General features: G+C 68.8%; 18 protein-coding genes. 6 read left to right on the plus strand and 12 right to left on the minus strand.

The features are described 5' to 3' along the window. Positions 1-44: 44 nt before the first annotated feature. Both ACFV6V_RS26795 and ACFV6V_RS26800 read left to right on the plus strand, forming a co-directional pair. A complete protein-coding gene (locus tag ACFV6V_RS26795; protein ID WP_385569766.1) occupies positions 45-2117 on the plus strand; it encodes a penicillin acylase family protein in 2073 nt (690 codons plus the stop codon). A 32-nt stretch (positions 2118-2149) separates the two neighbouring features. Continuing rightward, positions 2150-2761, plus strand: a complete 612-nt coding sequence (locus ACFV6V_RS26800; RefSeq protein ID WP_385569768.1) for a GNAT family N-acetyltransferase — start codon at positions 2150-2152, stop codon at positions 2759-2761. On the opposite strand, the gene ACFV6V_RS26805 is transcribed toward ACFV6V_RS26800, so the two are convergent. The 12 genes from ACFV6V_RS26805 to ACFV6V_RS26860 form a co-directional block, all read right to left on the minus strand. Next, positions 2758-3831 carry an ABC transporter ATP-binding protein gene (locus tag ACFV6V_RS26805; protein WP_385569770.1) on the minus strand — a complete coding sequence of 358 codons (1074 nt, stop codon included), beginning with the start codon at positions 3829-3831 and terminating at the stop codon, positions 2758-2760. The two genes, ACFV6V_RS26800 and ACFV6V_RS26805, sit on opposite strands and share 4 nt — an antisense overlap. Further along, a complete protein-coding gene (locus ACFV6V_RS26810) occupies positions 3824-4801 on the minus strand; it encodes an ABC transporter ATP-binding protein (RefSeq protein ID WP_385569773.1) in 978 nt (325 codons plus the stop codon). The genes ACFV6V_RS26805 and ACFV6V_RS26810 overlap by 8 nt, the downstream gene beginning before the upstream one ends. Positions 4802-4814: 13 nt before the next feature. Further along, entirely contained in the window at positions 4815-5810 is a 996-nt protein-coding gene (locus ACFV6V_RS26815; RefSeq protein WP_385569775.1) for an ABC transporter permease, read from the minus strand. Beyond that, positions 5803-6726, minus strand: coding sequence for an ABC transporter permease (locus ACFV6V_RS26820; protein ID WP_385569778.1), 924 nt, complete (start codon positions 6724-6726; stop codon positions 5803-5805). Before ACFV6V_RS26820 ends, ACFV6V_RS26815 begins: the two co-directional genes overlap by 8 nt. A 55-nt stretch (positions 6727-6781) precedes the next feature. Next, positions 6782-8419: an ABC transporter substrate-binding protein gene (locus ACFV6V_RS26825; protein ID WP_385569780.1), complete on the minus strand. Its 1638-nt coding sequence runs from the start codon at positions 8417-8419 to the stop codon at positions 6782-6784. 170 nt (positions 8420-8589) lie between these two features. Beyond that, a complete protein-coding gene (locus tag ACFV6V_RS26830) occupies positions 8590-9738 on the minus strand; it encodes an ABC transporter ATP-binding protein (RefSeq protein ID WP_385569783.1) in 1149 nt (382 codons plus the stop codon). Further along, a complete protein-coding gene (locus ACFV6V_RS26835; protein ID WP_385569786.1) occupies positions 9731-10789 on the minus strand; it encodes an ABC transporter ATP-binding protein in 1059 nt (352 codons plus the stop codon). Before ACFV6V_RS26835 ends, ACFV6V_RS26830 begins: the two co-directional genes overlap by 8 nt. A 10-nt stretch (positions 10790-10799) precedes the next feature. After that, complete coding sequence (locus ACFV6V_RS26840) at positions 10800-11756, minus strand: ABC transporter permease (protein WP_385569788.1); 957 nt, start codon at positions 11754-11756, stop codon at positions 10800-10802. Further along, positions 11749-12672 (minus strand): ABC transporter permease, encoded by a 924-nt coding sequence (locus ACFV6V_RS26845; protein WP_385569791.1) that lies wholly within the window; start codon positions 12670-12672, stop codon positions 11749-11751. Before ACFV6V_RS26845 ends, ACFV6V_RS26840 begins: the two co-directional genes overlap by 8 nt. Positions 12673-12826: 154 nt before the next feature. Continuing rightward, complete coding sequence (locus ACFV6V_RS26850; protein ID WP_385569794.1) at positions 12827-14452, minus strand: ABC transporter substrate-binding protein; 1626 nt, start codon at positions 14450-14452, stop codon at positions 12827-12829. A gap of 443 nt (positions 14453-14895) precedes the next feature. Beyond that, positions 14896-16803 (minus strand): translational GTPase TypA, encoded by a 1908-nt coding sequence (gene typA / locus ACFV6V_RS26855; RefSeq protein ID WP_385569796.1) that lies wholly within the window; start codon positions 16801-16803, stop codon positions 14896-14898. A gap of 239 nt (positions 16804-17042) precedes the next feature. Next, entirely contained in the window at positions 17043-19703 is a 2661-nt protein-coding gene (locus ACFV6V_RS26860) for an ABC transporter substrate-binding protein (RefSeq protein ID WP_385569799.1), read from the minus strand. A 329-nt stretch (positions 19704-20032) separates the two neighbouring features. On the opposite strand from ACFV6V_RS26860, the gene ACFV6V_RS26865 reads away from it, so the two are divergent. The 4 genes from ACFV6V_RS26865 (at position 20033) to ACFV6V_RS26880 (ending at position 23940) form a co-directional block, all read left to right on the plus strand. Beyond that, positions 20033-20257, plus strand: a complete 225-nt coding sequence (locus ACFV6V_RS26865) for a hypothetical protein (protein ID WP_385569801.1) — start codon at positions 20033-20035, stop codon at positions 20255-20257. Positions 20258-20336: 79 nt separating this feature from the next. Continuing rightward, entirely contained in the window at positions 20337-21164 is an 828-nt protein-coding gene (locus tag ACFV6V_RS26870; RefSeq protein WP_385569803.1) for a hypothetical protein, read from the plus strand. A 35-nt stretch (positions 21165-21199) separates the two neighbouring features. Next, on the plus strand, positions 21200-23173 hold the full coding sequence (locus ACFV6V_RS26875) for a fumarate reductase/succinate dehydrogenase flavoprotein subunit (RefSeq protein ID WP_385569806.1): 1974 nt from the start codon (positions 21200-21202) through the stop codon (positions 23171-23173). Continuing rightward, positions 23170-23940 (plus strand): succinate dehydrogenase/fumarate reductase iron-sulfur subunit, encoded by a 771-nt coding sequence (locus ACFV6V_RS26880; protein ID WP_385569809.1) that lies wholly within the window; start codon positions 23170-23172, stop codon positions 23938-23940. The genes ACFV6V_RS26875 and ACFV6V_RS26880 overlap by 4 nt, the downstream gene beginning before the upstream one ends. Positions 23941-23981: the final 41 nt, after the last annotated feature.

Here is a 23981-nt window from a genome sequence, read left to right on the forward strand (position 1 = left end):
CGAACGGTTAAGGTTAGGGCAGCCTAACCTAAAGGAGTGTCGTTGTGAGGACCGAGGTCTTCCGTGACGCGTGGGGCATCCCGCATCTGCGCGCGGGCAGCGCGAACGAACTCGCGTACGCCCAGGGCCACAACGCAGCCGTCGACCGCGCCTGGCAGCTCGAGGTCGAGCGGCACCGTGCCCAGGGCACCTCGGCCGCCTTCCTGGGCGCCGAGGCCCTCGCCTGGGACCGGTTCGCCCGGCAGGCGCGGCTCGCGGACACCGCGCGGCGCTGCTACGAGGCCCTCGACGGGGAGACCCGCGACTGGGTGGCTGCGTACGTGGACGGGGTGAACGTCGGCCTGGGCCGGGGCGCGGCGAACGCGCCCGAGTTCGCCGAAGCCGGACTCGCCCCCGGGACGTGGGAGCCGTGGACCCCCCTGTCGCTCTGGCTGTCCACGCACATCCTCTTCGCCGGCTTCCCGACCAAGCTGTGGCGCGACGAGGTCGCGCGGCGGCTCGGGGACGAGGCGATCGAGCTGTTCGCCGTGGACGGGCCCGGCACCGCCGGCTCCAACGGCTGGCTCGTCTCCGCGGGACGCACCAGCACCGGCGCCCCGCTCATCGCGGGCGACCCTCACCGCTTCATCGAGGACCCCGGCATCTACCAGCAGGTCCATCTGGTCTGCCCCGACTACGACGTGGTCGGGCTCGCCTTCCCCGGGGTGCCGGGTGTCGCCCACTTCGCCCACACCGGAAGCGTCGCCTGGGCGATCACCAACGCGATGGCCGACTACCAGGACCTGTACCGCGAGCGGCTGCGGCGCACCGCCGACGGCGTCGAGGCCCTCGGCCCCGACGGCTGGCGACCGGCCGCACACCACACCGAGACGGTGGAGGTCGCCGGAGGTGATCCGGTACGCGTCGAGGTGATCGAGACCGCCCGCGGCCCGGTGATCATCGGTGAGGCCCCCGCCGGCGACGGGACCGCGGAGGCCGTCAGCCTGCGGTACGTCCCGCGCGTCACCGCGGAGCTGGGCTTCGCGGCGACAGCCGAGCTGATGAGGGCGCGTACGGTCGCCGACGTCGACCGGGCGTTCGAGCGCTGGGTCGAGCCGGTGAACGTGGTGCTGGCCGCCGACACCTCGGGCGGGCTGCTGCACCGGACCGCGGGCCGCGTGCCGCTGCGACACCGGGACAACCGGCTGCGGGTGGTGCCGGCCTGGGAGCACGGGCACGAGTGGCAGGGCATGCACGAGCCGATGCCACGCACCGAGGTCGCCGACTTCGCGGTCATGGCCAACGAACGCGTACTGGCCGGACCCCTGGGCGTGGAGTTCGCGCCGCCGCACCGCGCGGACCGTATAGCCGGCCTGCTGCGTGCCTCGGACCGCTGGAGTGCGGCGGAGATGACGACGGTGCACATGGACACCCATCTGGCGTCCGCCCGCCCGCTGCTGGACCTGATCGCCGCTCCCGACGGGCCCGCCGGGCTCAGCCCGGCGGCCTCGGAACTGCGCGAGCGACTGCTGGCCTGGGACCGGCGCATGGACGCCGACAGCACGGCAGCCACCGCGTACGCCGAGGTGCGGCATGCGGTGGTCCGGCGGATCGCGGTCCACCCGGAACTGGCCTGCCTGAGGGAACCGCTGCCGTACCCAGACGTGTTCCAGCCCTGGCTCACCCTCCTGGTGAAGGTCGGCTACGCCCTGGAGGGGCTGCTCGCGACCCGGCTGCTGCCGGGCATCGACCGCGCCGAAGTGGTCCGCGAGGCGCTCGAAGAGGTCGCGGCGCACCCGGCCCGCACCCGGGACGCCTGGGGCGAACGGCACCGGCTCGCGCCCTGGCGGGCGCTGCCGCTGGACGACGAGCAGTGGCCGGGGCTGGCCGGTGACCACGACTGCGTCCTGGCCACCTCCAGCGTCCCCGGCATCACGGACCACGCCGCCCGAGGTCCCGCCGCACGCTACGTCTGGGACCTGCGGCGTCGCGAGGACAGCCGCTGGGTGGTCCCGCTGGGTGCCCGCGGTATCCCGGGCGACCCCCACCACCGCGACCAGCTGCCACTGTGGCTGCGCGGTGAACTCGTCCCCGTCGTCACCGACTTCAGCGGGCTCAGCCCCGAGCCCACCGCCTGAGCACCACCAGCAGTACCGCACCAAGGAGAGGCATGACCACTGAGCCCGCCTACCGGTCGGCCGTCTACGAGAAGGCCGTCGACGGCTTCGGAACGCTGAGCATCCGCCCCCTGGACCCCGAACGCGACGCCGATCTCATCCACACATGGGTCACCGAGGACCGCGCCCGCTTCTGGGGCATGGGTGAGACCACACGCGACGAGGTCCGGGACATCTACCGGCACATGGACACGCTCACCACCCATCACGCCTGGCTGGTGGAGAGCGACGGCACACCCCTGATGCTGTTCCAGAGCTACGACCCCGAGGCCGACCGGGTCAGCGAGTGCTATGACGCCAGAACGGGGGACATCGGCCTGCACGTCCTGGTCGGCCCGGCCCACGGCGCTCCGCGCCCCGGCTTCACCGGCGTGCTGCTGTCCTTCGCCACCGGCTTCCTCCTGCGGGACCCCGGGATCCAGCGGGTCGTGGCGGAACCCGATCTGCGCAACGACAAGGCAGTGAGGCGGCTGGAGCGCGCCGGCTTCGAGCTGGGCGCCGAGGTGGTCCTGCCCGAGGTGAACCTCCCGGAGGTGTTCATCCCGCAGAAGGCGGCCCGGCTGGCCTTCCTCGACCGCGCCAGGCTCGAAGCCACCGCCGCTTAGTCCTGTCGGGGCCTGGCCCCGAGACCGGGCGGGCCGTCCCCGCCCGGTCCGGGCACCACCCGCTTCTCCGCGGCGAAGTGGCAGGCCGAGTCGTGCCTCGCGGATCCCTCGGCCAGGCGGAATGCCTCCGGCACCGCGAGCGCGGGCACCTCGGTGGCGCACCGCTCCTGTGCCTTCCAGCAGCGGGTGCGGAAGCGGCAGCCGGACGGGACATTCGCCGGGGAGGGCACATCACCGGAAAGGATGATCCGTCCACGCCGCTCCCGTGCCTCGGGGTCCGGCACCGGGACGGCCGAGAGCAGCGCCTGGGTGTAGGGGTGCGTCGGGTGGTCGTAGATCTCCTCGTTCCGGCCGAGTTCCACGATCCTGCCCAGATACATCACGCCCACCCGGTCCGAGATGTGACGCACGATCGACAGGTCGTGGGCGATGAACACATAGCTGAGCCGGAACTCGTCCTGGAGCTTCTCCAGGAGGTTGACGATCTGCGCCTGCACGGAGACGTCCAGCGCCGACACGGGCTCGTCCGCCACGATGACCTCGGGCCGCAGGGCGAGCCCGCGGGCGATGCCGATGCGCTGGCGCTGACCGCCGGAGAACTGGTGCGGATAGCGGCTCACGTACTCCGGGTTGAGCCCGACCACATCCAGCAGCTCCTGCACCCGGCGGCGCCGGTCGCCCTTCGGTGCGGCCTCCGGGTGGATCTCGTACGGCTCCCCGACGATGTCCCCGACCGTCATCCGCGGGTTGAGCGAGGTGTACGGGTCCTGGAACACCATCTGGATCTGGCGGCGCACGGCCTTCAGCGCACGACCGGACAGCCTGGTGATGTCCTCGCCCTTGTAGCGGATCTGCCCGCTGCTCGGCCGCTCCAGATGGACGAGCAGCCGGGCGAGCGTCGACTTGCCGCAGCCGGACTCGCCGACGATGCCCAGCGTCTCACCCGGGAACAGGTCGGCGTCGACCCCGTCGACGGCCTTCACCTCCCCCACCTGCTTCCTGAACAGCACACCGCGGGTGAGCGGGTAGTGCTTGTGCAGCCCGCGCACCTCGATGATCGGCTCAGCCATGGAGGCACTCCCTCCAGAAGAAGCAGGCACTCGACCGGCCCGGCCGGTCCACGGCGGACAGCTCGGGCTCGTCCGTCCTGCACATGTCCCGGGCCATCGGGCAGCGCGGATGGAAGGCGCAGCCGGGCGGGATGTGCATCAGGTTCGGCGGCAACCCCTTGATCGCGTACAGTTCGCGGCCCTTCTGGTCCAGGCGCGGAATGGAGTTCAGCAGACCCCGGGTGTAGGGGTGGGCGGGTGCCTTGTAGAGCTCGTGGACGGGTGCGGTCTCGACGATCCTGCCCGCGTACATCACGGCGATCCTGTCCGCGACATCGGCGACGACCCCGAGGTCGTGGGTGATCAGGACCAAGCCCATGCGGTACTCGCGCTGGAGCTCCGCGAGCAGCTCCATCACCTGGGCCTGCACGGTCACGTCGAGCGCGGTGGTCGGCTCGTCCGCGATGATCAGGTCCGGCTCCAGTGCCAGCGCCATGGCGATCATGATGCGCTGACGCATGCCCCCGCTGAACTGGTGGGGGTACTGGCTGACGCGCTCCCTGGCGGCCGGGATCCTGACCCGGTCCATCAGCTCGATGGCACGGGCACGGGCGTCCTTCCTCGACATGCCCCGGTGCACGGTGAACATCTCCCCGAGCTGGTCGCCGACGGTCAGCACGGGGTTGAGCGCGGAGAGGGCGTCCTGGAAGATCATGGCCATCCGGGCGCCCCGGATCCCGCGGCGCTCGGACTCCCCGAGCTTCAGCAGGTCCCTGCCCTGGAACAGCACCTCACCGCCGGTGATCCGGCCGGGCGGGACATCGAGGATGCCCATGATCGCCTGGGCGGTGACGGACTTCCCGGAGCCGGACTCACCGAGCACGGCGAGGGTCTCGCCCCCGTCGACGGCGTAGCTGACGCCGTTGACGGCCTTGGCGACCCCGTCCCTGGTGCGGAACTCCACGTGCAGATCGCGTACTTCGAGCAGCATGGCGGCTGGCTCCTCAGCGCAGTCGGGGGTCGAGCGCGTCACGCACCGCGTCGCCGAGCATGATGAACGCGAGCACGGTGATCGCGAGCGCGCCGGCCGGCCACAGCAGCATGTGCGGGGCGTTGCGGATGTACGGGGACGCGGCGGAGATCTCGATGCCCCAGGACACGGTGGGCGGGCGCAGCCCGACACCGAGGTAGGAGAGCGTCGCCTCCAGCGCGACATACGTACCGAGGGCGATGGTGGCCACGACGATCACCGGGGCCACGGCGTTGGGCGCGATATGGCGGAGCAGCAGCCGCGCGGGGGACGCGCCGAGGGCTCGCGCGGCCTGTACGAAGTCGTTCTCCTTGACGGTGATCACCGAGCCCCGGGCGATCCTGGTGATCTGCGGCCAGCCGAGCAGCACCATGAAGCCGATCACCGGCCAGATGGTGTCGCTGGTGACGACGGAGAGCAGCACCAGGCCCCCCAGCACCACGGGGATGGCGAAGAAGACGTCCGTGAGCCGGGAGAGCAGGGAGTCGGCGAGACCGCCGAAGTAGCCGGCGAGACCGCCGAGTACGGACCCGAGCAGCGCGACCCCCAGCGTCGCGCAGACGCCGACGGCGACGGACGTGCGGGCGCCGTAGACGACCTGGGTGTAGACGTCGCAGCCCTGGCCGTCGAAGCCGAAGGGGTGTCCTGGCTGGGAGCCCTGCTGGGCCTTGGCCAGGTCGCAGTCCAGTGGATTGCCGGAGGCGATCAGTGAGGGTGCGATCGAGATGACCACCAGGAACAGGATGACCAGGGCGGAGATCACGAACACGGGGTTGCGGCGCAGATCCCGCCAGGCGTCGGACCACAGGCTCCGGGGCCGCCCCGCGGGCCCGCCGCCGAGCGGCGCGCCCGGCCCGCCCGCCGGCCCCCGCTCCAGGGTGGCGCCCTCGCTGGTCGCCAGGTCCATCGCGCCACCGGCACCGGTCGGGGCGATCGCTCCCCCGCCGTCGTACTGCTGCGGCTCATGCATAGCGGATCCTCGGGTCGAGTACGGCGTAGAGCAGGTCGACCAGCAGATTCACCATCAGGAACACCAGCACCAGCACGGTGACGAAGCCGACGACGGTCTGGGTGTTCTGGCGGAGGATGCCCTGGTAGAGCTGGTAGCCGACACCGTGGATGTTGAAGATGCGCTCGGTGACGATCGCCCCGCCCATCAGGGCCCCGATGTCGGCACCGATGAAGGTGACGACCGGGATCAGCGAGTTGCGGAGCAGATGGCGGCCGATCACCCGGCGGCGCGGGAGCCCTTTGGCGATGGCGGTACGGACGTAGTCGGCACGCCGGTTCTCGGCGATGGAGGTCCGGGTCAGCCGGGTGACGTACGCGAGCGAGACGGAGGCGAGCACGAGCCCGGGGACGAGCAGTTCGCCGAGTGGCGCCTCGGAGGAGACCGAGGGCCTGATCCAGCCCCATTCGACACCGAGCAGCAGTTGCAGCAGCAGCCCTGTCACAAAGGTGGGGACGGAGATGACCACCAGGGTCAGCAGCAGCACGGAGGAGTCGACGGGCCGCCCGCGCCGCAGTCCGGTGAGCACCCCCAGGGTGATGCCGATGACGATCTCGAAGAAGATCGCGACGAGGGTGAGCCGGATGGTGACGGGGAAGGCGGTGCCCATCAGCTCGGTGACGGGCTGTCCGTTGAAGGCGGTGCCGAAGTCACCGGTGAAGACATTGCCCATGTAGGTCAGGTACTGCTGCCAGACGGGCCTATCGAGGCCGAACTCCTTGCGCAGCTGTGCGGCGGTCGCAGGGTCGCACTGGCGTTCGCCGCACAGGCCCGCGATGGGGTCGCCCATCACGTTCACCATCAGGAAGATCAGCAGCGTGGCGCCGAAGAAGACGGGGATCATCTGGAGCAGGCGGCGGATCACATAGCGTCCCATCACGGACTCCCTGGGGTGGTACGGGTCCGGGTGAACGGGGCCGGGTGGCCGCCCGTCAGCCGGCCACCTTGATCTCGTTGAAGACGGGGACGCTGAACTGGTTCAGCGAGACATCGCTGATCCGGTCCGAGTAGCCGGCGCTGCCGTTCTGGTACCAGAGCGGGATCGCGGCCATCTGATCGCGCACGACGGCCTCGGCCTGCTTGAAGGTGCCGACGGCCTTGGCCGGGTCGGTCTCGGCGTTGGCCGCGTCGACGAGCCGATCGAACTCCTCGTTGGTCCACTTGCCGTCGTTGGACGAGGCGTTGGTGTAGTAGAGCGGCTGGAGGAAGTTCTGGATGAGCGGATAGTCCATCTGCCAGCCGGCCCGGAAGGGCCCGCTCAGCTTGGACTGGGTGATCTTGCCGCGGTAGTCGGCGAAGGTGCCGACCGGACTCCCCGTACAGGCCCGGTCGTTTCCGAGGGCGTTGTTGATGGAGTGGCACACGGCGTCGACCCATTCCTTGTGCGAGCCGTTGTCCGCGTTGTACGAGATCGTCAGCCGGCCACCGGGAATGCCGCCGCCTTCGGCGATCAGCTGCTTCGCGTGGACCGGGTCGTAGGTGCAGTACGAGCCGCAGAGCGCGTCGTCATAGCCCCCGTCGGGGCCGAGCACGGGCGAGGTCCAGTCCTTGGCCGGGGTGCGGGTCTTCCTGAAGATGGTCTCGGTGATCTGCTCACGGTTGATCGCCATGGACAGGCCCTGCCGGACCTTCTCCTGACCCGGCTTGTTCCAGGCCGGGTCGTAGAAGGGGAAGGCGAGGGTCTGGATGATGCCCGCAGGAGTGTTGATGTAGCGGTCGCCCAGGTCGGCCTGCACGTTCTTGAGCTGCGATGCGGGAACGTCGTCGACCAGGTCGAGGTTTCCGGCCGTCAGGTCCGTGTAGGCGGTGTTGTTGTCGGTGTAGACCTTGAGGTCGATGCCGCCGTTCCTCGCCTTGTCGTCGCCGGGGTAGCCGTCCCAGCGGCGCAGGGACATCTGCGCGCCCTTGGCGTAGGAATCGACGGTGTACGGACCGTTCCCGACGGGCTTGGCCAGCCACCCGTCATGGTCGGTGAAGAAGGCTTTCGGCAGCGGTGAGAAGGCGGCGTACCCGAGGGTCTCGGGCCAGGTGGAGAACTTCTGGCTGAGCGTCACCGTGAAGGTCCGCGGACCGGTCACCTTGAGACCCCGCATGGTCTGGGCGGTGGCATCGCCGGACGCCGGATGGACCTGGTCGTAGCCCTCGATGTAGCCGAAGAAGTAGGCGTTGCGCTGGTTGTTCTCGAGGTGGGCGCCGTAGTTCCAGGCATCCACGAACGACTGCGCGGTGACGGGCTCCCCGTTGGAGAAGGTCCAGCCGTCCTTGACGGTGACGGTGAAGGTGGTGGAGTCCGTGGTGTCGATCTTCTCGGCGAGCATGTTCTGCGCCTCGCCGGTCTTCGGGTCGTACCGCTTGAGCCCCCGGAAGACCATGTCGAGGACCTTGCCGCCCTGGACCTCGTTGGTGTTCGCCGGCTCCAGCGGATTCTGCGGATCCCCCCACGACGAGCTCACGATCCCGTCGGCCCCGCCTCCGCCGCCGCTCCCACCGCCGCAGGCAGCCGCAGTGCACGCGAGCGCGAACGCGACGGCGGCCCGTGCGGCGGGTGTGGCATGCACGGCTGGGCGCATGGGTGCCTCCTCGGGGTCCAGGGAGACAAGTAGACCCCAATATCACCCCAAAACCTGACATTACGCGCAGCCGTGATGTCGGATGTGGCACGGGGAAACGCCCAAGGGCGCTCTTCCCGCGGGAAGAGCGCCCTTGAGTGTGCAAGCCGTGGACCTGGCACCGCCGCCTGTCAGGCGACGTGGACCACGTCCTTCTCCTCGGCGAAGTGGCACGCCGACTCGTGCGCGGCCGGCGTGTCCACGCTCTGGAAGCGCTCGGGGACCGCCAGCAGAGGCACGTCGGTGGCGCACTTGTCCTGGGCCTTCCAGCAACGGGTGCGGAAGCGGCAGCCGGACGGCGGGTCCGCCGGCGACGGGACGTCACCGGTGAGGATGATGCGCTCGCGCCCCTCGCGGACCGCCGGGTCGGGCACCGGGACGGCCGACAGCAGCGCCTGGGTGTAGGGGTGCGTCGGGTGGTCGTAGATCTGCACGTCGGTGCCGATCTCCGCCATCTTGCCCAGGTACATCACGCCGACCCGGTCGGAGATGTGCCGGACGATCGACAGGTCGTGGGCGATGAAGAGGTAGGACAGGTTGAACTCGTCCTGGAGCCTCTCCATCAGGTTGACGACCTGCGCCTGGACCGACACGTCCAGAGCCGACACCGGCTCGTCGCAGATGATGATCTCCGGGTTGAGCGCCAGGCCGCGCGCGATGCCGATGCGCTGGCGCTGTCCGCCGGAGAACTGGTGCGGATAGCGGTTGATGTGCTCCGGGTTGAGACCGACGACGTCCAGCAGGTCCTTCACCCTGCGCTGCCGGTCGCCCTTCGGAGCCACGTCGGGGTGGATCTCGAAGGGCTCGCCGATGATGTCACCGACGGTCATCCGGGGGTTCAGCGAGGTGTAGGGGTCCTGGAACACCATCTGGATGTTCCGGCGGACGGCCTTGAGCGCCCGGCCGGACAGCTTGGTGATGTCCTGGCCCTTGTAGAAGATCTCACCGGCGGTCGCGGTCTCCAGCAGCATGAGCAGCTTGGCGACGGTGGACTTACCGCAGCCGGACTCGCCGACGATGCCGAGGGTCTCGCCCTGGTAGAGGTCGAAGGAGATCCCGTCCACGGCCTTGACCGCGCCGACGTGCCGCTTGAAGAGGATGCCCTGGGTCAGCGGGAAGTGCTTGACCAGGTTGCGCACCTGGAGGATCGGCTCACCCCGGTCGACGGGAGCCTCGATGGCCGCTACGGCCTCGGCATCGGTGCTCGCGTCGACCGTCTCGACGTCGGTGACGTTCGGGGTCGCGTCCACGGCCTCGTCCTTCTTGCTTGTCTCAGCCATGGATCGTCTCCTTCCAGAAGTGGCACGCGCTGCCGCGGCCGGGCAGCTCGGCGCCGTCCTCCTCGGTCACCGGGCGCAGCAGCGGCACATCGGTGCGACACACGTCCTGTGCCTTGGGGCAACGCGGGTTGAAGGCGCAGCCCGACGGGATCTTCATCAGGTTGGGCGGCAGACCCTTGATCGCGAACAGCTCCTGGCCCTTCTGGTCCAGGCGCGGGATGGAGTCCAGCAGTCCGCGGGTGTACGGGTGGGCAGGCCGCCCGTACAGCTCGTGGACGGGCGCGGTCTCCACGATGCGACCCGCGTACATCACCGCGATCTTGTCGGCGACGTCGGCGACGACACCGAGGTCGTGGGTGATGAGGATCAGACCCATGTTCTCCTCGCGCTGGAGTTCCGCGAGGAGGTCCATGACCTGGGCCTGGACGGTCACGTCGAGCGCGGTGGTCGGCTCGTCCGCGATGATCAGGTCAGGCTCCAGCGCCAGCGCCATGGCGATCATGATCCGCTGACGCATACCGCCGGAGAACTGGTGCGGGTAGTCGTTGACACGTGCCCTGGCGGCCGGGATCTTCACCCGGTCCATCAGCTCGATGGACTTGGCCTTGGCTTCCTTGCGGGACATGCCCAGGTGCACCCGGAACATCTCGCCGAGCTGGTACCCGACGCTCATCACCGGGTTCAGCGAAGAGAGCGCGTCCTGGAAGATCATGGCGATGCGCCGGCCGCGGATCTTGCGCCGCTCCTCGGCGGACATCTTCAGCATGTCCTGACCGCGGAAGAGGATCTCGCCCTGCGGGATCCTGCCGGGAGGCATGTCCAGGATGCCCATGATCGCCTGGGCGGTCACGGACTTGCCGGAGCCGGACTCGCCGAGCACCGCGAGGGTCTCGCCGGAGTGGACGTTGTAGCTCACGCCGTTGACGGCCTTGGCGACGCCCTCCCGGGTGTGGAACTCCACATGGAGGTCCTTCACCTCGAGCAGCGGGGCGCTGTCGTGTGCGTCCCCGCGCGGCGCGGGGACCGGACTGGTCTTGTCGATGGTGGTCACGTACGCCCTCCTAGCGCAGCTTCGGGTCGAGGGCGTCGCGCACTGCTTCGCCGAGCATGATGAAGGCCAGCACCGTGATGCTCAGGAACAGCGACGGGAACAGCACCATGTGGGGGGAGGACAGGAAGCGGTCCTGGCCGTCGCTGATCATCAGACCCCAGGAGATGTTCGGGGACTGGACACCGATGCCGAGGTACGAGAAGGCCGCCTCGGCGGAGATGTACACACCGAGGTTGATCGTCGTCATGACGATCACCGCGGCGAGGGAGTTCGGCAGGACGTGGCGCATGGCGATACGCCAGCCGCTGGCGCCGAGCGCCTTGGCCGCCACCACGTAGTCGTTGTGCTTGTTGGTGATGACGCCACCGCGCATGATGCGGAACAGCTGGGGCCAGCCGAGCACCGCCATGATCAGCGACACGGTGACCACGTTGCCGGAGCCGAGCATCGCCAGGACGAGCAGACCACCGAGCATGGTGGGGATGGCGAACCAGATCTCGGTGAAACGGGAGACCAGGGAGTCCAGCAGGCCGCCGCGCAGACCGGCGATCATGCCGAGTGCGCCACCGACCAGCGTGACGAGCACGGAGGTGAGCACACCGACGATGATCGAGTTGCGGGTGCCGTAGACGGCCCGGGTGTAGATGTCGCAGCCCTGGACGTCGAACCCGAACCAGTGCGCGGCACTGGGCTCTTCCACGGAGTGCGACAGGTCGCAGAAGCCCTTGGCGAACGGGTCGGCGCTCGTGAACAGCTGCGGCACGGCGGACATCACAAGCAGGAAGAGGATCATCGCCGCGGAGATGAGGAACACCGGGTTGCGCCTCAGGTCGCGCCAGGCGTCGCTCCACATGCTGGCGACGCGCTCGGGCTTCGCTTCCTTGCCCTTGCCGCTCTTGCCGCCCTCGGTCTTGGTCACCGGCGCGGCCACGCTGTCCTCAACGGTTGCAGAGGTGTTCTCAGGCATAGCGGATCCTCGGGTCGAGCACGGCGTAGAGAAGGTCCACGACGAGGTTGGCAAAGATGTAGACGAGGACGAGCACGGTCACGATGCCGACGACGACCGGGCCTTCGCGCAGGTAGACGGACTGGAAGAGCTGCCCGCCGATGCCGGGGATGTTGAACAGGCGCTCGGTGATGATCGCGCCGCCCATCAGGGCGCCGAGGTCGACGCCGAGGAAGGTGACGATGGGGATGAGCGCGTTGCGCAGAGCGTGCCGGACGATGACCCGTCCCCGTCCCAGGCCCTTCGCGACAGCGGTACGCACGAAGTCCGCGCGCATCGTCTCCATCATGCTGGTCCGGGTGAGCCGGGCGATGTAGGCGAGGGACGCCGAGGCGAGCACCACACCCGGGAGGATCAGGGTCGTCATGTCCTCCGCGTCGTACGAGATGGGCGCGACGGCCCACTTCACGCCCAGCGTCAGCTGGAGCACGTTACCGAGCACGAACGACGGCACGGCGACGAGAAGGAGAGTCGATATGAGGACGATGTTGTCGAGGAACTTGCCGCGGCGAAGGGCCGCGAAGACACCGGCGACGATACCGATCAGCGCCTCGATGGCGAACGCGATGAGCGCCAGGTTCAGGGTGACCGGGAAACGCTCGCTCATGATCTCGGAGACCTGGCGACCCGTGTAGGTCTCGCCGAAGTCACCCGTGAAGACGCCCGAGATGTAGTACCAGTACCGCATGTAGAGCGGGTCATTGAGGTGGTACTGCTCCCGAAGCAGCGCCGCGATGGCAGGGTCTGCTCTCTTCTCGCCCGCCAGGGCCTGGATCGGGTCACCTGGCAGCAGGAAGACGAGGCAGTACAGAAGGATGGTCGCGCCGAGCAGTACGGGTATCGCCTGCAGCAGACGCCTAATCAGGTATCGACCCATCAGGTCTCCAGTTGTACGGATACCGGGTGCACAACGGAGGGTTTTCAGCACACCCGGGTGGGGTTATCGACAGGGAGACGGCAGAGGGGGGTGACGGGCGCTTAGTCCCGTCACCCCCATGCTGTCAGGACCTCTCAGAAGGTCCCGTGAACCGTCAGGCGGGGTTGACCGAAGTCCAGTCCACCTGCGTCATGTTGTCGATACGCAAGCCCGGCTTGATGTTCTTGCTGGTACCGGCGTTCAGCTTGTAGAAGTACACCGGGATGTACGGCAGCTCCTTCAGCAGGACGTCGTCCGCCTGCTGGTAGGCCTTGACCGCGGCGTCCTCGCTGGTGGCCGTGTCGGCCTGGTCCAGGAACTTCTCGACGTCCTTGTTGACGTAGCCCGAGTAGTTGGAGCCGTTGGTGATGGCGTCCTCGGAGAAGATCGGACGCAGGTAGTTCTCGGCGGCCGGGTAGTCCATCGACCAGGCCATACGGAACGCGCCCTTGTACTTCTTGGCACCCAGGTCGTCGAGGATGGCGCCGAACTGCTCGAACGGCTTGACCGTGACGTCCAGGCCGAGGTTCTTCTCGAGCTGCGCGGCCAGAGCCTCGATCCACTCCTTGTGGCCGCCGTCGGCGTTGTAGCCGAGCTCCATCTTGTTGCCCGGCAGGCCGCCCGCGGCGTCGAAGGCCTTCTTCGCCTCGGTCGGGTTGTACTTGCACGCGTCGCCGCACGCACCCTGGCGGTAGCCCGGAACCAGCGGGTTGATGAAGTCGTCCGCGGGGGTACGGGTGTTGAGGAAGATCTTCTCGGTGATCGACTTCCGGTCGATCGCCATCGAGATGGCCTTGCGGATCTCGGGCTTCGAGTAGGCCTTGTTGGTCGTCGCCGGCGGGAAGCCGAGGTAACCGACACCGGAGTCCGTGCCCTCGATGTAACGCTCGCCGAGGTCCTTGGAGGCGGTGGCCATCGCGGACGTCGGGATGTTGTCCATGATGTCGACGGCGCCACCGAGCAGGTCGCGGTAGGACGTGTCCTGGTTGTTGTAGATCTTGAAGGTCACACCCGCGATCTTGATGTCCTTGACATCGGGGTGCTTGTCGTACTTGACCGTCTTGATCTGCTGGTTGTGGACGAACTTGCCGTCCATCTTGAAGGGGCCGTTGCCGATCGGGGCGGTCTCGAAGCCCTTCGGGTCCGAGAAGAACGCCTTCGGCAGCGGGTAGAAGGAGTTGAAGCCCAGCATGGTCTTGAAGCTGCTGAACGGCGCCGAGAGCGTGACCTCGAAGGTCTTCTCGTCGACGACCTTCAGGCCCTTCATCTTGTCCGTGGCCGGCTTCTTGCCCTCGCCCGGGTTCAGGTCCGCGTAGCCATCGATCTTGGCGTACAGCGGGTTGGTCTCCTGGGTGTTGTCCTGGTTGGCGCCGTAGTTCCAGGCGTCGACGTAGGACTGCGCGGTGACCTTCTCACCGTTGTGGAAGGTGTAGCCGTCCTTGAGCTTGATCGTCCAGACCTTGCTGTCCTTGGTCTCGATCGACGCAGCCATGTCCAGCTGGGCTTCGTTCTTCTCGTCGTACCGCACGAGGCCGGTGAACAGGGCGTTCATGACCTCGGAGCCCTCGGACTCGTACGTGTTCGACGGGACCAGACCGTTCTGGGGCTCCCCGAGCTCCATCACGATCTGACGGGCAGCGCCGCCCTTGCCATTGCTACCGCTACCGCCACCACAGGCGGTCGCGGCCAGGGCGACAACGATCGCACCCGCGACCCACTTGGCGCTCTTGGCACCGCGCATGGGTTCCTCCTCATGAGTTGTCACTTCGAGAAGGGCACAAAAAATCGCCGACACCCCTGACGGCGATGACTTCCGCACCCTGAGTGTGCTCGTGAGTCGGCGCTCCCCACAGCGCTTGACCCGTTGACCCGAGCTCAATGAAGCCAACTATTGGCTACCTTCGCGCCGTAAACCACACCTAAAGAGTCTCGGTTTGACAACATCACTCGTGCCCAGATGGCCAATATCCGGACAAAGGGAGCACAGACAGACACCCGCGAAACGGACTGTTAATACAAGTTCCGGCGAGCAACGTCCGGAAACCGGACGCTCGCACCGAAAAGTGGTTGACTCCGCTTCCGCGGAGTCCGGGCAGTCCAGGAGGCCGGACGCCTCGTACGCACAGGGGTGAACGACGGCCGGCCCCGCAGGATCTGCGGGGCCGGTTCTTCGTCGTCGCTAGGTCAGCCGTGCTTGGCGCGCGAGGCGGCGCGGGCACGCTCACGGGCGTCCAGGTTGACCTTGCGGATACGCACGGCCTCCGGGGTCACCTCGACGCACTCGTCGTCCCGGCAGAACTCCAGGGACTGCTCGAGCGACAGCTTGCGCGGCGGGACGATGGCCTCGAAGGAATCGGCCGACGAGGACCGCATGTTCGTGAGCTTCTTCTCCTTGGTGATGTTCACGTCCATGTCGTCGGAACGGGAGTTCTCACCGACGATCATGCCCTCGTAGACCTCGGTGCCCGGCTCGACGAACAGCACGCCGCGCTCCTGGAGGTTCGTCATCGCGAACGCGGTGACGGCGCCGGAGCGGTCGGCGACCAGCGAGCCGTTGTTGCGGGTCGTCAGGGTGCCGAACCACGGCTCGTGGCCCTCGTGGATGGAATGGCCGATGCCCGTGCCGCGGGTCTGGGTCAGGAACTCGGTACGGAAGCCGATGAGGCCGCGGGAGGGAACGACGAACTCCATGCGCACCCAGCCGGAGCCGTGGTTCGACATGTTGTCCATGCGGCCCTTGCGCACGCCCATGAGCTGGGTGACCGCACCCATGTGCTCCTCGGGCACGTCGATCGTCATGCGCTCGACGGGCTCGTGGACCTTGCCGTCGACCTCCTTGGTGACCACCTGCGGCTTGCCGATGGTCAGCTCGAAGCCCTCGCGGCGCATCTGCTCGACCAGGATGGCCAGGGCGAGCTCACCACGGCCCTGCACCTCCCAGGCGTCGGGGCGCCCGGTGTCCAGCACGCGCAGCGAGACGTTGCCGATGAGCTCGCGGTCGAGACGGTCCTTCACCTGGCGGGCGGTGACCTTGCGGTCCTTGACGGCCGCCTTGTTGTCCGCGCCCTTGCCGGTGGCGCCGCGGCCCACCAGGGGCGAGGTGTTCGTACCGATGGTCATCGAGATCGCGGGCTCGTCGACCGTGATCAGCGGCAGCGCGATCGGGTTCTCCGGGTCGGCCAGGGTCTCACCGATCATGATCTCGGGGATACCGGCCACGGCGCAGATGTCACCGGGGCCCGCCTTCTCGGCGGGCTTGCGGGTGAGCGCCTCGGTCATCATCAGCTCGGAGATGCGGACGTTGGCGATGGAGCCGTCCCGCTTGATCCAGGCGACCGTCTGCCCCTTGCGGAGCTCGCCCTGCTCGACCCGGAGCAGCGCGATACGGCCGAGGAAGTTGTCGGCGTCGAGGTTGGTGACGTGCGCCTGGAGCGGCGCCTCGTCGTCGTAGACCGGCGCCGGGATGTGATCCAGGATGGCGGAGAAGAACGGTTCCAGGCTCTCGCTGTCGGCCGGGACGGTACCGTCCTCCGGCTTGGTCAGCGAGGCGATGCCGTCACGGCCGCAGGCGTAGACGATCGGGAACTCGATCTGCTCCTCGTCGGCGTCCAGGTCGAGGAAGAGGTCGTAGGTCTCGTTGACGACCTCGTCGATCCGGGAGTCCGGACGGTCCGTCTTGTTGATGCAGAGGATGACGGGCATCCGCCGCTGGAGCGCCTTGCGCAGCACGAAACGGGTCTGCGGCAGCGGGCCCTCGGAGGCGTCCACCAGCAGCACGACGCCGTCGACCATCGACAGACCGCGCTCGACCTCACCGCCGAAGTCGGCGTGGCCGGGGGTGTCGATGATGTTGATCGTGATCGGGGCCCCGCCGTCCTTGGGGTGGTACTTCACCGCCGTGTTCTTGGCGAGGATCGTGATGCCCTTCTCACGCTCCAGGTCGTTCGAGTCCATGACGCGGTCGTCGACGGAGTCGAGCTGGTGCGCGGCGAAGGCTCCCGCCTGCTTCAGCATGGCGTCGACGATGGTCGTCTTGCCGTGGTCGACGTGGGCGACGATGGCTACGTTACGGATGTCGTGGCGCGTGGGCATGAGTGGCTTGCGCTTCTCTCGGATCGTGGGATGCGGCGTCTGTGTGCTCGTACGCCCGCCGGGCGGACGCGCCACGGCTGTGTCCATGGTACGGGGCCGTCGCGGAAGGGGCTTCCCGGCCCGATTCCGAGGGCTTCCGGGCATGGCCCTGCCCGCCGGGGTTCCCGGCGGGCAGGGATGTATCCGCGGTTGTGTTCCGGTTCGGACGTTCTTGATCACTTACAGCCGCTTGGGGCTGCTTACGGCTGCTTGAAGCCGATGTCCTGGTAGCGGGGCGACGCGTAGCCGAAGGCCCCGACATTGGCCAGATCGTGCCTGACCGCCACGAGCTGCGGGCGCTGGTAGAGGGGAATGGATCCGGCTGCTGCCCAGATGTGCGCGTCGGCCTGCTTCACCAGCTCCGCCGAGTCCTTCTCGTCCAGCTCCGAGAGCGCCCGCTCGAAGAGCTGGTCGATCCGGTCCGTGCCGACCCGGGTGTAGTTCTGCTCCACCAGCAGGGAGCCGTCGGCGGCGGGACGGGGCTTGGCGAAGATCGGCCGGGCGTCGGTCGCGGGGAAGGCGCTGGTGGGCCAGGAATAGAGGGCGAGGTCGTACTGGCCGGACGCGATGTGGTCCTTGAAGTAGCTCTCGTCGGCGACCTTGGTGATCTCGGTGCGGATGCCGACCTCGTCCAGCATGCGGGCGATCCGGTTGCCCACGGTGCGCAGGGTCCCCGAGCCGGGACCCGAGGGGAGGACGAACCTCAGGGTGAGCGGCTTGCCGTCCTTGCCGAGCGGGCCGCTCGCCGGGTGCCCGGCGGTGCCCGCGGGAGCGGGGGCGCGGGTGCCGACAGGGGCGTAGGCGCCGGCCATACCGCCCCCGCCCTGCTTGGCGTCCCCGGTCCCGTACCCGTACGCGTCCATGTCGTCACCGGCCGCGGAGTCGTCGCGGGTGCCGTCACCGAGGTACACGTCCATGTCGCGGGTGCGGTCGCTGTCGACACGGTCGAGGGCGTCGGCCTGACGGCGCAGGGCCGCGCGCTGGACGGCGGCGCTGCGGGCGGGAGCCAAGACGTTCCATCCCGCCTCACGGCCGGGGACCACATCGCCGGGCTTGTCGTCACTGGGGTTGCCGGGGTCCTCGTCCGGCATTGCCTCGTCGTCGTCCGGTGCGAAGCCCGCGGCTCCGCCGTCCTCGTCGGAGACGCTGTCGTCGGACTCGTCCTGGGCGCCGGAGCTGTCCATGTCGTCGGACCCGTTGCCGCCGACGTACCGGTCCTGGGCCTGGTCCGGGTCCTGGGCCTGGTCCGGGTCCTGGGCCTGGTCCGGGTCCTGGGCCTGGTCACCGGAGCCGGCTTCGGCCGCGCCTGGGGACTCGGCGCCGGTCACCCCGCCGGACGGCACGGCCGGGGTCTGCGCGGCGGAGCTCTCGGCAGCGGCCCCCGGAGCGGCCGGGGTCTGCGCGGCGGGGGGCTGCGCTGCGGGGGTCTTCCCGGCCGTGCCCCGGCCCGCGTCCGCCTCCGCTCCCGCCTTGGTCCCGTCCGGGACCTTCTGGCGTGCGCCCTCCCTCGTCCAGCCCGCGTCAGCGAGCAGCGCCTGCGCCTCCTCGGTGTCGTGACCGCCGAGTGCCGCGCTGCTGTCGGCGTAGGCCCGCTGGCCGACGAGCGCGACATGGCTGCCGACCGGCTGGGCGGGCAGACCCAGCGGCCCCAGCACGGTCTCCGCGAGCGCCTTGCGGTCGAGCGCGCGGGCCACCGCACGGCGTACCCGCTCGTCCGCGAGCGGCCCGGACTCCCCGTTGAGGGCGAGCTGGGTGTACGCGGGTTCCAGCGACTTGCGGACCACGAAGTCCCGCAGCGCGATCTGTTCCTTCGCGTACTCCGCCTGGGCGGCCTCGCCGGGTCCCCCGGCGAGCTGGGCCGTCTCGGCCTCGTCCTCGTCGGCCCCGTAGGCCTTGGCCAGGGAGGTCGGCGTGGACCCCATGCCGGGGGCACCGGAAGTCCGCGCGGTGGGACCGTTCTTCCCGTCCCGTACGGCGACGGCGATTCGGTCCGCGACACTCCGGTCGACATCGGCCACGTCGACCGTGCCCGCGGCGAGCGCGGTGGCGCGCTTGTCGCGCGCCACCGCCCGCAGCACAAGCGAGTCGAGCCGGGCGGGCGTCCCCCACCAGCGCGGATTGCGGACGAGTGTCACCGTCCCGGCCTCGCGGTTGGTGGACTGGAGCATGAAGGGGCCCGCGGAGGTCTTCAGGGCGTTGCGGGCCTCCTCGTTGAACGCCGCCGGAGCCCCCATGACCTCCTTGGGGTAAAGCGGTGTGAACAGGGCCTGCCAGTCGGCGTAGGGCTTGGCGAAGGTGACCCGGACCTCCAGGTCGTTCTTGCCGCGCTCGACCTTCTCGATCCGGTCGTAGCCGGCATTGCGCGCGCTCCAGTACGCCGTGTCCTTGCCGCTCAGCGCCCGCCACTGGGCGACGAAGTCGGGCGCCCCGATCTCCCGGCCGTTGCCCCAGACCGCCTGCTCGCTGAGCTTGTAGACCACGACCTGCCGGGGCTCGCGCTGTGTGACCTCGGCCGATACCAGGTAGTCCGCGTTGCGCTGCGGACGGCCGTGCTCGTCGAGCCGGAAGAGGGCCGGGAGCACCGCGCCGGTGACCCGGGAGGTCGCGGCGTCGGCGTCGGCCTGGAAGGCGTTGAAGGTCGCCGGCACGGCGTCGACGGCCCAGTGCACGGTGCCGCCGTCGTCGAGCCGGTCGGGGGCGGCTGCACCGATGTCCATGGGCACCGGCTTCGCGCGCGCCCCCGGCTGTGCCGTGGTGCACCCGGCCAGCACGGGCAGCGCGATCACCCCGCTGGTGAGGAGGGCGAGAGCGGAGCGCAGGGTCCTGCGGCGCAACCGGCGCACGGCGACGACGTCGGGCATGGCCTGTACCTCTTCGTGCTGGTTCGGATTCGTCCCGGTTCAGGACACTTCAGGCTGACAGGGAAATTTAGGGATGATCACACTGATTCCGCCTACACTGAAAGGCACGGTGGCAAGGGCGCGCCGCCGACACGGCGGGGCGGCCGGCAAACCCACCCATGCGGCCCACCGGGGATGCCCTCCTCCGGGTGGCGCGCGGCGGGAATCGGTGCACACGCCTTCACAACGGGGGATGTGACGCGCGACACTCGCAGGCGCACAAGGAGCCCTCTGGGGAGCAACCCCAGACACCCGCATGCCACCCGCGACCGCGGAAGTGAGGGCAACACATGTCCGTGCAGGACGAATTGACGGCGGTCAAGCGCTGTCTCGACGACCTGACCCGTACGGTCAACCGGCTGGAGCAGAGCCTTCTGCGTGAGGACGCCTCCCGCGCCCAGTCGGTCCACCGCCCCGAGCACCTGGTCAGCATTCCCGACACTCCATACGACAGCACCCTGTGGACGGACTCGGACGACGAGGGCCTGGGCGCGCGCGACCGACACGCCCCGTAACGGCCGACGTTCCTCCGGACTCGTAAGGCTCGCGTGCCGCTGACGCACGCCCCCGAAAGAGCTGTCCAAGGAGACCTCGTTGGCCACAGGCACCCAACCTCATAGCGCTCACAGCGGGACGGGCGTGCACAGCGCGTCCCGCGCCGCCATCACCCCCCGCCATCTCCGGACCGACCGCTGGTGGCTGGCGCCCGCCGTCACCGCGGCCGGCCTGCTCGCCTTCGTCGTCTACTCGACCTGGCGAGCCTTCGCCAACAGCGACTACTACGCCGCGCCCTATGTCTCGCCGTTCTACTCGCCCTGCCTCGCCGAGAACTGCGAGACCATGCGGGGCGGGCCCAACTGGGAGATCTTCGGGAGCTGGTGGGGCCTGTCCCCCGCGCTGCTGATCCTGATCTTCCCGCTCGGCTTCCGGCTGACCTGCTACTACTACCGCAAGGCCTATTACCGGGGCTTCTGGGCGTCACCACCGGCCTGCGCGGTGGCCGAGCCGCACAGCACGTACACGGGTGAGACCCGCTTCCCGCTGATCCTCCAGAACGTGCACCGGTACTTCTTCTACCTGGCGCTGCCGGTCGCCGGAATCCTCACCTACGACACCGTGCTGGCGTTTCGCGACGAGCACTACGCCTGGGGCCACATGGGGCTCGGCACGCTCGTCTTCCTCGTCAACATCGTGCTGATCTGGGCGTACACCCTGTCCTGTCACTCCTGTCGGCACATCATCGGCGGCCGCCTGAAGCACTTCTCCAAGCACCCGGTGCGCTACCGCCTGTGGGGCCTGGTCAGCAGGCTGAACGGGCATCACATGCTGCTCGCCTGGGCATCGCTGGTCAGCGTGGCGCTCGCGGACTTCTACGTGTATCTGCTCGCCAGCGGCGCCTTCGCCGACCCGCGGTTCTTCTAGGTGCTTCGTCCAGGTGCTAGGGAAGGTGCTCATCGATGACCGAGCTGGAACGCCAGGAGTGGGATGTCGTCGTGGTGGGCGCGGGGGGTGCGGGACTCCGGGCCGCCATCGAGGCGCGCGAGCAGGGCGCACGTACCGCCGTGATCTGCAAGTCGCTCTTCGGCAAGGCCCACACAGTCATGGCGGAGGGCGGGATCGCCGCCTCCATGGCCAATGCGAACGCCCACGACAACTGGCAGGTCCACTTCCGCGACACCATGCGCGGCGGCAAGTTCCTCAACCAGTGGCGGATGGCGGAACTGCACGCCCAGGAGGCGCCCGAGCGGGTCTGGGAACTGGAGACCTGGGGCGCGCTCTTCGACCGCACGAAGGACGGGAGGATCTCCCAGCGCAACTTCGGCGGCCATGAGTATCCGCGCCTCGCCCATGTCGGCGACCGGACGGGCCTGGAGCTGATCCGGACCCTCCAGCAGAAGATCGTCTCCCTCCAGCAGGAGGACAAGGCCACGTTCGGGGATTACGAGGCCCGGCTGAAGGTCTTCCAGGAGTGCACGGTGACCCGCGTCCTCAAGGACGACGGGCGAAGCGAGGCGGGGGCACCCCCCGGCCGGGGGCTCGGGGGCAGTGTCTCGGGGGTCTTCTGCTACGAGCGCGAGTCGGGCCGCTTCTTCGTGCTGGAAGCGCCCGCCGTGGTGCTGGCCACCGGCGGGATCGGCAAGTCCTTCAAGGTGACCTCGAACTCCTGGGAGTACACGGGCGACGGTCAGGCGTTGGCGCTGCTCGCCGGGGCTCCGCTGGTCAACATGGAGTTCGTGCAGTTCCATCCGACCGGGATGGTCTGGCCGCCGTCGGTGAAGGGGATCCTCGTCACCGAGTCGGTGCGTGGCGACGGAGGGGTGCTGCGCAACAGCGACGGCAAGCGGTTCATGTTCGACTACGTCCCGGATGTCTTCAAGGAGAAGTACGCGGAGTCCGAGGAGGAGGGCGACCGCTGGTACGAGGACCCGGACAACAACCGGCGACCACCCGAGCTGCTCCCTCGTGACGAGGTGGCCCGCGCCATCAACGCCGAGGTGAAGGCGGGCCGTGGCTCCCCGCACGGCGGGGTGTTCCTCGATGTGTCGACCCGGATGCCCGCCGAGGTGATCCGGCGTCGGCTGCCTTCCATGTACCACCAGTTCAAGGAGCTGGCGGACGTGGACATCACGGCGGAGGCGATGGAGGTCGGACCCACCTGCCACTACGTGATGGGCGGTGTCGCGGTCGAGTCCGACAGCGCCGCCGCGGTCGGCGTCCCCGGCCTCTTCGCGGCGGGCGAGGTCGCGGGGGGAATGCACGGGTCCAACCGTCTGGGTGGCAACTCGCTCTCCGACCTGCTGGTGTTCGGCCGCCGGGCGGGGCTGCACGCCGCCCGGTATGCGGCGAGCCTCGACGGGAACAGGCCGGTCGTGGACGGGGCCCAGATCGACACGGCCGCGGCGGAGGCGCTGCGGCCGTTCAGTGCGGAGAGCCCGGAGCCCGGTGCGGCGCCCGAGAACCCGTACACGCTCCACCAGGAGCTCCAGCAGTCCATGAACGACCTGGTCGGCATCATCCGGCGCGAGCCCGAGATGCTGCAGGCCCTCAAGAAGCTCGCGGAGCTCAGGGTCCGCGCCCGGCGTGCCGGGGTCGAGGGGCACCGGCAGTTCAACCCGGGCTGGCACCTGTCCCTGGATCTGCGGAACATGCTGCTGGTCAGCGAGTGCATCGCCCGGGCGGCGCTGGAACGCAACGAGAGCCGTGGCGGGCACACCCGTGAGGACTTCCCCGGGATGGACCGCGAGTGGCGCCGGGTCAATCTGCTGTGCCGGCTGGCGGACCCCACAGGAGCACTCGCGGCCACCGACCCGGCGCGGGGGCAGATCGAACTCGTCCGCACGAACGCCGAGCCCATCCGCAACGACCTGCTCGCCCTGTTCGAGAAGGAGGAGCTGGTCAAGTACCTCGCCGAAGAGGAGCTGTACGCATGAGCACGTACGACGCTCGGTTCAGGGTGTGGCGGGGCGACCAGGAGGGCGGGGGTCTCTCGGACTTCACGGTCGAGGTCCACGACGGTGAAGTCGTCCTCGACATCATCCACCGGCTCCAGGCCACCCAGGCACAGGATCTGGCGGTGCGCTGGAACTGCAAGGCGGGCAAGTGCGGCTCTTGCAGCGCGGAGATCAACGGCCGCCCGCGGCTGTTGTGTATGACCCGGATGTCGGTCTTCTCGCGCGAGGAGACGATCACGGTCACCCCGCTGCGGGCCTTCCCGGTGGTGCGCGATCTGGTCACGGATGTCTCCTTCAACTACGCCAAGGCCCGTGAGGTCCCCTCCTTCGTCCCGCCCCCCGGGCTCGCCCCGGGCGAGTACCGCATGCAGCAGTCCGATGTGGACCGCTCCCAGGAGTTCCGCAAGTGCATCGAGTGCTTCCTGTGCCAGGACACCTGCCATGTGGTGCGTGACCACGAGGAGAACAAGTCCGCCTTCGCCGGCCCCCGCTTCCTGATGCGGGTCGCCGAGCTGGACATGCACCCCCTCGACGCCGCCGCCGATTCCGGCATCGACCGCAAGCGCACCGCCCAGGACGAGCACGGCCTGGGCTATTGCAACATCACGAAGTGCTGCACCGAGGTGTGCCCCGAGGGCATCAGGATCACCGACAACGCGCTGATCCCTCTGAAGGAACGTGCGGTGGACCGCAAGTACGACCCGCTGGTCTGGCTGGGGAGCAGGATCCGGCGCCGGACGCAGTGACAGGTCGCGGTGCGGGTGGCCAAGGCCGTACGCTTCGCGGC

The organism is Streptomyces sp. NPDC059828, from assembly GCF_042731955.1.
Taxonomy (GTDB): domain Bacteria; phylum Actinomycetota; class Actinomycetes; order Streptomycetales; family Streptomycetaceae; genus Streptomyces.

Coding starts and splice junctions, on each gene's coding strand:
- ACFV6V_RS26800 (WP_385569768.1), top strand. CDS start 2,150: ATGACCACTGAGCCCGCCTACCGGTCGGCCGTCTACGAGAAGGCCGTC.
- ACFV6V_RS26805 (WP_385569770.1), bottom strand. CDS start 3,831: ATGGCTGAGCCGATCATCGAGGTGCGCGGGCTGCACAAGCACTACCCG.
- ACFV6V_RS26810 (WP_385569773.1), bottom strand. CDS start 4,801: ATGCTGCTCGAAGTACGCGATCTGCACGTGGAGTTCCGCACCAGGGAC.
- ACFV6V_RS26815 (WP_385569775.1), bottom strand. CDS start 5,810: ATGCATGAGCCGCAGCAGTACGACGGCGGGGGAGCGATCGCCCCGACC.
- ACFV6V_RS26820 (WP_385569778.1), bottom strand. CDS start 6,726: ATGGGACGCTATGTGATCCGCCGCCTGCTCCAGATGATCCCCGTCTTC.
- ACFV6V_RS26825 (WP_385569780.1), bottom strand. CDS start 8,419: ATGCGCCCAGCCGTGCATGCCACACCCGCCGCACGGGCCGCCGTCGCG.
- ACFV6V_RS26830 (WP_385569783.1), bottom strand. CDS start 9,738: ATGGCTGAGACAAGCAAGAAGGACGAGGCCGTGGACGCGACCCCGAAC.
- ACFV6V_RS26840 (WP_385569788.1), bottom strand. CDS start 11,756: ATGCCTGAGAACACCTCTGCAACCGTTGAGGACAGCGTGGCCGCGCCG.
- ACFV6V_RS26845 (WP_385569791.1), bottom strand. CDS start 12,672: ATGGGTCGATACCTGATTAGGCGTCTGCTGCAGGCGATACCCGTACTG.
- ACFV6V_RS26850 (WP_385569794.1), bottom strand. CDS start 14,452: ATGCGCGGTGCCAAGAGCGCCAAGTGGGTCGCGGGTGCGATCGTTGTC.
- typA (WP_385569796.1), bottom strand. CDS start 16,803: ATGCCCACGCGCCACGACATCCGTAACGTAGCCATCGTCGCCCACGTC.
- ACFV6V_RS26860 (WP_385569799.1), bottom strand. CDS start 19,703: ATGCCCGACGTCGTCGCCGTGCGCCGGTTGCGCCGCAGGACCCTGCGC.
- ACFV6V_RS26865 (WP_385569801.1), top strand. CDS start 20,033: ATGTCCGTGCAGGACGAATTGACGGCGGTCAAGCGCTGTCTCGACGAC.
- ACFV6V_RS26875 (WP_385569806.1), top strand. CDS start 21,200: ATGACCGAGCTGGAACGCCAGGAGTGGGATGTCGTCGTGGTGGGCGCG.
- ACFV6V_RS26880 (WP_385569809.1), top strand. CDS start 23,170: ATGAGCACGTACGACGCTCGGTTCAGGGTGTGGCGGGGCGACCAGGAG.